This is a genomic window from Pontibacillus marinus BH030004 = DSM 16465, from assembly GCF_000425225.1.
Classification (GTDB): domain Bacteria; phylum Bacillota; class Bacilli; order Bacillales; family BH030062; genus Pontibacillus; species Pontibacillus marinus.
Genome location: NZ_AULJ01000039.1, coordinates 48,515 through 55,916, shown reverse-complemented (window position 1 = coordinate 55,916; position 7,402 = coordinate 48,515). Strand labels below are relative to the sequence as shown.

Sequence of the window (7,402 nt, the reverse complement as noted above, 5' to 3'; positions counted from 1 at the left end):
ATGGTGCGGGTGGAGGGACTTGAACCCCCACGTCAAGAGACACTAGATCCTAAGTCTAGCGCGTCTGCCAATTCCGCCACACCCGCTTAGTGTGAAAAGTGGTGAGCCATGGAGGATTCGAACCTCCGACCCTCTGATTAAAAGTCAGATGCTCTACCAACTGAGCTAATGGCTCACAATTTAATGTGTAAATCAATGTTCTATAATAATGAATCTTGGCTGGGCCAGCTGGATTCGAACCAGCGCATGACGGTACCAAAAACCGTTGCCTTACCGCTTGGCTATGGCCCAAAAAAGATGGCGGTCCGGACGGGACTCGAACCCGCGACCTCCTGCGTGACAGGCAGGCATTCTAACCAACTGAACTACCGGACCTTCCATGGTGACCCGTACGGGATTCGAACCCGTGTTACCGCCGTGAAAGGGCGGTGTCTTAACCACTTGACCAACGGGCCATGAAATGGCGGAGAAGGAGGGATTTGAACCCTCGCGCCGCTTACGCGACCTACACCCTTAGCAGGGGCGCCTCTTCAGCCACTTGAGTACTTCTCCATTGGCTCCAACGGCAGGATTCGAACCTGCGACCGATCGGTTAACAGCCGATAGCTCTACCACTGAGCTACGTTGGAATAATATTAAATGTGCACCAGCTTTTTTTGAGATTCAGGTGCTTACTCTCGAAGTTATTCCTTTTGTGCTCGTTACGACCCAAGATTACTCTACTAGTTGATGGGCTGCTCCTCGCAGATCCTACGTTGATGTGTGAACACCGTTGTTTACGGATCCTCTACCACTGAGCTACGTTGGAATAATATTAAATGTTAAAGGTCCTTTTCCTGCTTGTTCAAAAGCTTCCCCTTCAATCAAGCACAGTTAATAACTTTAACATCTCTTCTTGTTTAATGCAAGAATTGATTTAAGTTTTTTGTTTCAATGTGCTGTTCGCTGTCGCTTGTTTAACTTGCGACGATAAATATCTTACAACAGCTTTCGTGCTGTGTCAAATGGTTTTTAATAAAAAATCATTCGCGATTACTGTTGTGTTTTGTCCGTTTTTTCGACGGCTTATATAATTTAACACGGACGGAGGGTCCCGTCAATAAGTTAATGAATCTTTTTTAATTTCCCCTTACACTTCCCACAACGATAGCGTTTAACATCCACTCTCCTTACCCTTTTATAAGTCATAGAACAAGACTCACATTGATACTCATGCTTTCTATCCTGCGCTTTCGATGGGAGAGGTTTACAATGTCTCGGCGAATTTGTTTCTCGCATTAGTTCCTTAAATTCACGATCTCGATGCTGGTACCCCTTCCCTTCCACATGCAAATGATAATGGCACAACTCATGTTTAATAATGCCTATGAATTCCTCCTCGCCTTGTTCTTCCAAATATTTAGGGTTGAGCTCAATCCGTCTATACTTGGGGATATACCTCCCTCCTGTTGTACGCAATCGTGCATTCATCACCACTTCATCTGGATATGGCTTACCAAACCAATGCTCTGATATTTCATTTACCCATTCTTTTAACACTGTTTGATTCATAATATCTCCTCATTCACATCTAGGCTATTGCATGCATATTCTAAGTTAACTTTAATTCCATCCAAATTCAATATCACCCAAGCAAAAGGTCAGCTCACCATAATGTATAGATTAATAACGATTAATACAAGGTCATTGTCTAACGATTTCTTCTTTACATTAAGAGAGAAAGGCGGTTAAACCAATGCCTAGTTGGTTAAAAAATCAACTCATGCGAGCTTATTTAAATAAAGATTTATATCAAATCCGAATACTAAACCAATGTTGGTACTTCTATAGAAAAAAACATTGTTCTTAATCCTTAAGTATTTTCTTATAAAACGAAATTTTCTAAATATTTATTGACTCTAATTAATTAACGCTTTATAATGCTAAACAAGCTTTTAAAAAAACATATTTTCTTACATTCTTATCAAGAGTGGCTGAGGGATTAGGCCCTACGACGCCCGGCAACCATTCAAACAGAAACGGTTTGAATAAGGTGCCAATTCCTACAGGTCTTTAATGATCTGAGAGATAAGGAGAGGACTCTACTCATACATTTAATGAACCCTCTTCTTATGAAGAGGGTTTTTCTATGTCTATTATTTCTGATCCTCTTCTCACTAATTCGATTTTTCATAGGAGGTTTCGTATGACAACTCAACAATATAACCATGAAACTTTAAGTCTACATGGCGGCCAAACCTCAGATCCTACAACCGGGGCGCTAGCTGTTCCTATTTACCAAACAACATCTTATGCATTTGAAAACACCCAACACGCTCAAGATGTATTTGCTTTAGAGCAGCCTGGTAATACGTACTCGCGCACAGGCAATCCAACTGTGGCTGCATTCGAACAACGTGTTTCACTTTTAGAAGATGGAGCTGCTGCAGTAGCAACATCATCAGGTATGTCTGCGATATTGTTAGCTATTTTAAACGTGGCCGAGGCCGGTGACGAAATTATAACCTCGAATGATTTATACGGTGGTACTTACAATCTTTTCAGACACACATTACCTAAGTATGGCATTTCAGTTAAATTTGTCGACACCAACCAGGCTAGTGAATTACGTGAAGCTATCACCCCTAATACAAAGGCAGTCTTTAGTGAGATCATTGGTAATCCAAGCTTACAGGTCCTCGACATTGAACTCGTTGCTGATATTGCACATGAATTTCAAGTACCACTCATCGTTGATAACACATTTGCCAGTCCTATTATTTGCCAGCCTCTCAGGTGGGGAGCAGATATCGTAATTCATTCAGCAACTAAATGGATCGGAGGACACGGCACTACAATTGGAGGAATAGTTGTAGATGGTGGACGTTTTAACTGGGACAACTCCAAGTTTCCTTCATTTACCACCATAGATGAAACGTACAACTTACGCTTCGCAGATCTTGGACCAGTTGCGTACGCAACAAGGTTACGAACAAGACTTTTAAGTGACCTGGGCGCTTGTTTAAGTCCACACAGTGCCTTTTTATTCTTACAAGGCTTAGAAACATTACCTATTCGAATAAAAAAGCATAGTGAAAACGCTGAATCCATTGCACGCCATTTGAATGAACACCCTCAGGTTGATTGGGTCCAATACACTGGGTTAGAAGATCACGCTACACACCATTTAGCACAAAAGTATTTTAAAGAAGGATTTGGATCCATCATAGTTTTCGGGCTAAAAGGCGGACGAGAAGAAGGAAAACAACTGATTGATCATGTCTCTCTATGGTCACACGTTGCAAATGTAGGAGATGCAAAATCTCTAATCATACACCCCGCTACTACAACGCACCAACAGTTAAGTGCTGAAGACTTACAAAGGGCAGGAGTTTCAGAACAATTAATTCGCCTATCAGTTGGACTAGAGGACATCGATGACCTGATTTCTGATTTAGACCAAGCCATCGCACAAGCAACCGGAACATTGAGCCAGGATCATTCAAAGAAAGAAACTCAAGCACTCGCTTCTTCCATCCATAGATCTAGTGATGGAAGTGTTCGACGCAAAACAATCGCTACTATTGAATCATCTCAACATTCATTACCTGACCTTACAAAATTAAGGCGATTAGGATTTGAAGTTATACAAGCAGCAGGTTTAGATAATCAAGAGCCAATTGATATATTATACGCTTTTAGTGAGGAAGAGTTAGAACAATATTCAACAACTGTTGCAAGACTACAACCGACAAATATTTACCTTTACACCGAGGGACAGGGTTCTAGTAACGTAGGTCTGAAAACGAAGACGAATGTTATAGGTGACCTTTATCAGGAGGCAGTACGTCTTCGAAAAGAAGTCTAATTCCCATAGGTGACTTACAAGGAATCGTTCCCAATGTGTATTTGAGCCTTAAACGATAGATAGATCGTAGACATTTATGAACTCACAATAAAGGAGAGAGCAAAATGACAAAGAAAAGAAGTTTACAAGAACGCCTACAAGATGGACCCGTAGTTTGTGGAGAGGGATATTTATTTGAATTAGAGCGTAGAGGTTACTTACAAGCTGGTACTTTTGTGCCTGAGGTAGCACTTGAAAATCCGGAAGCTTTAAAGCAAGCCTATAGAGATTTTATGAATGCTGGTTCTGATGTCGTATTAGCTTTCACCTATAACGCTCACCGTGAAAAAATGCGAATCATTGAAAAAGAACATCTGTTAGAGCCTTTAAATCGTAATGCTATTCGCTTAGCAAAAGAAGTTGCTCAAGAACATCCTGACGAAGAAGCACTAGTTGCAGGAAACATCTCCAACACAAACATTTTTGACCCAGAGGATCCAGAGTCAAAAGAGACGGTTCGAACAATGTTTGCTGAAATGGTGAGCTGGTGTAAAGAAGAAGGGGTAGACTTTGTTAACGGAGAGACCTTCTATTATTATGAGGAAGCTAAAATTGCATTAGAGGAAATTCAAAAGCAAGACCTCCCTGCCGTTATTACACTTGGATTAATGGGAGAAAACATTTTACGTGATGGTTATTCAGTTGAAGAAGCTTGCAGACTCTTACAAGAACACGGTGCATTGGTTGTCGGAATGAATTGCTTCCGCGGACCTGAAACAATGCAGCCCTTTGTCGAGAAAATCCGTGAAGCTTGTGATGGCTATGTAGCTGCCCTGCCTGTTCCGTATCGAACAACCGAAGAACACCCAACCTTTTTCAACTTGCCTGACGGAGGATGCTCTTGTCACTTACCAACAGAGACAACATTCCCTACATCCTTAGATCCTCTCTACTGTAATCGTTATGAGATTGCAAGTTGGGCTAAGGAAGCAAGAGATATTGGCGTCAATTACTTTGGTTTATGTTGCGGTGCATCACCTGCTATGCTAAGAGAGGTGGCTGAAGCTGTAGGACAAAAAGCGCTTAACTCTAAATACTCTCCAGACATGCAAAAGCATTTCCTTTTTGGAGATGACGAATCATTAAAGCAGCACAATCTAGAATATCGTAATAAAGCCTAAACTTCCTATGAAAAGTTAACCAAAAAGCCGTTTGACTGGAGTTCGCACTCCGATCAAACGGCTTTTTATATGAGCTAAATTTATTCAGCTGGATTTAACATGGATAAAGCAATACGTTCTTTATTTACGTCTACTTCTTCAACCCATATTGTTACAATGTCTCCCACAGCAACCACATCAAGCGGATGCTTAACAAATCGCTTGGCTAGTTTAGAAATATGAACAAGACCATCTTGTTTTACACCAATATCTACAAACACACCAAAATCAACAACATTTCGCACTGTACCTTGAAGTTCCATCCCTTGTCTCAGGTCCTCCATGGATAGTACATCTTGTTTTAGTAAAGGTTTAGGCAGATCATCACGAGGATCTCGTCCAGGTTGAGCAAGTGCATTCATGATGTCTTGTAACGTTGGGAGTCCTACATCCAATTGTTCAGCTACCGCTGATTTATCAAACTCGGATAAACGTTGGGATAACTGATCAGATCCAATATCTTCAGATGTACAATCAGCCATTTCCAATAAACTTTTAGCTACATCATAGCTTTCTGGGTGAATTGGAGTACGATCTAAAGGCTGTTTCCCATCTTGAATTCGTAGAAAGCCAATACTTTGTTCATATGTTTTAGCTCCTAAACGAGGAATCTTCTTTAATTGCTTGCGATCTGTGAACTTTCCATTCTCCTCACGAGTTTTCACAATATTATTCGCAACAGTCTTACTGAGCCCAGATACATATTGAAGCAATGAAGGTGATGCAGTATTTGCGTTAACCCCTACTTGGTTTACAACTGTTTCTACGACAAACGTTAATGATTCGTTTAGTTTCTTTTGACTCACATCGTGTTGATATTGACCAACCCCAATAGATTTCGGATCAATCTTCACAAGTTCAGCTAGTGGATCCTGAACACGTCTGGCAATCGAAACCGCACTTCTTTCTTCTACTTGCAAGTCAGGGAACTCTTCACGAGCCAAAGGTGACGCAGAATAAACACTCGCCCCCGCCTCATTTACAATCATATATGCAATATCTAACTGATGGTTTTTGATCATATCAGCGATAAATTGTTCTGTCTCACGAGAGGCTGTCCCATTCCCGATCGCTACTAATTCAATCGGAAACTTATTCGTCATTTCCAGAATCACTTTCTCTGCACCTTGTTTATCATTTTTAGGTGGCGTCGGATACACAACTTTTATATCTTGAACCTTACCCGTCTCATCAATCACAGATAATTTACACCCTGTACGATATGCCGGGTCCACCCCTAAAACCACCTTCCCTTTTAAAGGCGGCTGTAATAATAAGTTTCGGAGGTTCTTGGAAAAGACATCAATGGCTTGGTCTTCAGCAATTTCAGATAAAGAATTTCGAATTTCACGTTCAATAGAAGGTTGAATTAATCGCTTGTAACTATCCTCAATTGCTCCCACTAGAATGCTTGAGGTTGGATGGGACTGGTTAGAGATCACATGTTTCTTTAAGTAATCCATCACCAATTCAACTGGGGGTTCAATAGACACCTTTAATACCTCTTCTTTTTCACCACGGTTTAAAGCAAGTACTCGATGGGAAGCAATAGAACGAACAGCTTCGGAGTAATCGTAATACATTTCAAAAATGGCTTTCTCATCTTTTTCTTGATCTTTCTCTTTAGCTTTTGATTGAATGCTACCTTTTTGCATCGTTTGCTTTCGAATATCTTCACGATAAGCAGGGTCATCGGAAATCCACTCAGCTAGAATGTCTGTCACTCCAGCCCAAACATCTTCAACGTTATGTAACTCATGTTCCTCTGATAGGTACTGTTCTGCTTCAGACTGGAGATTAAAGTCTTCTTGATTCCAGACTTTAAGCGCCAAAGGCTCTAGACCCTTTTCTTTTGCTTTCGTCGCTCTTGTTCTACGTTTTTGCTTGTACGGACGGTAAAGATCCTCGACCTTCTGCAGTTTTTCAGCTTTTAATATGTTTTGTTTTAACTCATCTGTTAGTTTACCTTGTTCATCAATAAGACGGATTACCTCATCCTTACGCTTGGATAGGTTTTGGCCATACTCCCATTTTTCTTGGATTGTATTGATTTGAACTTCATCTAAGCCACCTGTTTGTTCCTTTCGGTAACGAGCGATGAACGGTACTGTGTTTCCTTCCTCTAGCAACGAAATAACTTTATCGATAAGCGAGGACTTGATTTCCGTTTCCTTCGCTACCCATTGAACAATTTGCGTTTCATCAGTCATAGTGTTCCTCCTTGATCTGCATCATGTCCTTATTTTATCAAAAGGACTACAAAAATCCTACTCGGTACAAATAACAAAGGGGAGCTAATATACCATAAGGGTCTCAGTAAAATAAATTAGACCTTGATCCTTTTATTTAAAAGAAC

Annotated in this window: 5 protein-coding genes, 7 tRNA genes and 1 riboswitch; of the genes, 3 read left to right on the top strand and 9 right to left on the bottom strand. The window is 40.8% G+C overall.

Going from position 1 to position 7,402, the window contains the following annotated elements:
• Position 1: 1 nt before the first annotated feature.
• The 8 genes from H514_RS0109355 to H514_RS0109320 all read right to left on the bottom strand — a co-directional run bounded on the left by H514_RS0109355 (position 2) and on the right by H514_RS0109320 (position 1,551).
• A tRNA-Leu gene (locus H514_RS0109355) sits at positions 2 to 86 on the bottom strand.
• A 13-nt stretch (positions 87 to 99) separates the two neighbouring features.
• Positions 100 to 175: transfer RNA gene (locus tag H514_RS0109350), tRNA-Lys, on the bottom strand.
• A gap of 41 nt (positions 176 to 216) precedes the next feature.
• Positions 217 to 291: transfer RNA gene (locus H514_RS0109345), tRNA-Gln, on the bottom strand.
• Between the two features lie 7 nt (positions 292 to 298).
• Positions 299 to 375, bottom strand: a tRNA-Asp gene (locus tag H514_RS0109340).
• A gap of 5 nt (positions 376 to 380) precedes the next feature.
• Positions 381 to 455, bottom strand: a tRNA-Glu gene (locus H514_RS0109335).
• A gap of 6 nt (positions 456 to 461) precedes the next feature.
• Positions 462 to 552: transfer RNA gene (locus H514_RS0109330), tRNA-Ser, on the bottom strand.
• Positions 553 to 554: 2 nt separating this feature from the next.
• A tRNA-Asn gene (locus tag H514_RS0109325) sits at positions 555 to 629 on the bottom strand.
• Positions 630 to 1,104: 475 nt separating this feature from the next.
• Positions 1,105 to 1,551: a SprT family protein gene (locus H514_RS0109320; RefSeq protein ID WP_027446733.1), complete on the bottom strand. Its 447-nt coding sequence runs from the start codon at positions 1,549 to 1,551 to the stop codon at positions 1,105 to 1,107.
• A gap of 184 nt (positions 1,552 to 1,735) precedes the next feature.
• Between H514_RS0109320 and cmpA the strand changes: the two genes are divergently transcribed.
• The 3 genes from cmpA (at position 1,736) to H514_RS0109310 (ending at position 5,007) form a co-directional block, all read left to right on the top strand.
• Positions 1,736 to 1,849, top strand: a complete 114-nt coding sequence (cmpA, locus tag H514_RS24645) for a cortex morphogenetic protein CmpA (RefSeq protein ID WP_154657357.1) — start codon at positions 1,736 to 1,738, stop codon at positions 1,847 to 1,849.
• Between the two features lie 108 nt (positions 1,850 to 1,957).
• Positions 1,958 to 2,074, top strand: a riboswitch (SAM riboswitch).
• 111 nt (positions 2,075 to 2,185) lie between these two features.
• On the top strand, positions 2,186 to 3,847 hold the full coding sequence (locus H514_RS0109315; protein ID WP_027446732.1) for an O-acetylhomoserine aminocarboxypropyltransferase/cysteine synthase family protein: 1,662 nt from the start codon (positions 2,186 to 2,188) through the stop codon (positions 3,845 to 3,847).
• Between the two features lie 104 nt (positions 3,848 to 3,951).
• Complete coding sequence (locus H514_RS0109310; RefSeq protein WP_027446731.1) at positions 3,952 to 5,007, top strand: homocysteine S-methyltransferase family protein; 1,056 nt, start codon at positions 3,952 to 3,954, stop codon at positions 5,005 to 5,007.
• 80 nt (positions 5,008 to 5,087) lie between these two features.
• On the opposite strand, the gene H514_RS0109305 is transcribed toward H514_RS0109310, so the two are convergent.
• Positions 5,088 to 7,256, bottom strand: coding sequence for a Tex family protein (locus H514_RS0109305; protein ID WP_027446730.1), 2,169 nt, complete (start codon positions 7,254 to 7,256; stop codon positions 5,088 to 5,090).
• Between the last annotated feature and the right edge of the window lie 146 nt (positions 7,257 to 7,402).

What these genes read in the sequence shown, in the direction of transcription:
- H514_RS0109320 (WP_027446733.1), bottom strand. Translation starts at nt 1,551, where the DNA reads ATGAATCAAACAGTGTTAAAAGAATGGGTAAATGAAATATCAGAGCAT.
- H514_RS0109305 (WP_027446730.1), bottom strand. Translation starts at nt 7,256, where the DNA reads ATGACTGATGAAACGCAAATTGTTCAATGGGTAGCGAAGGAAACGGAA.
- H514_RS0109315 (WP_027446732.1), top strand. Translation starts at nt 2,186, where the DNA reads ATGACAACTCAACAATATAACCATGAAACTTTAAGTCTACATGGCGGC.
- H514_RS0109310 (WP_027446731.1), top strand. Translation starts at nt 3,952, where the DNA reads ATGACAAAGAAAAGAAGTTTACAAGAACGCCTACAAGATGGACCCGTA.
- cmpA (WP_154657357.1), top strand. Translation starts at nt 1,736, where the DNA reads ATGCCTAGTTGGTTAAAAAATCAACTCATGCGAGCTTATTTAAATAAA.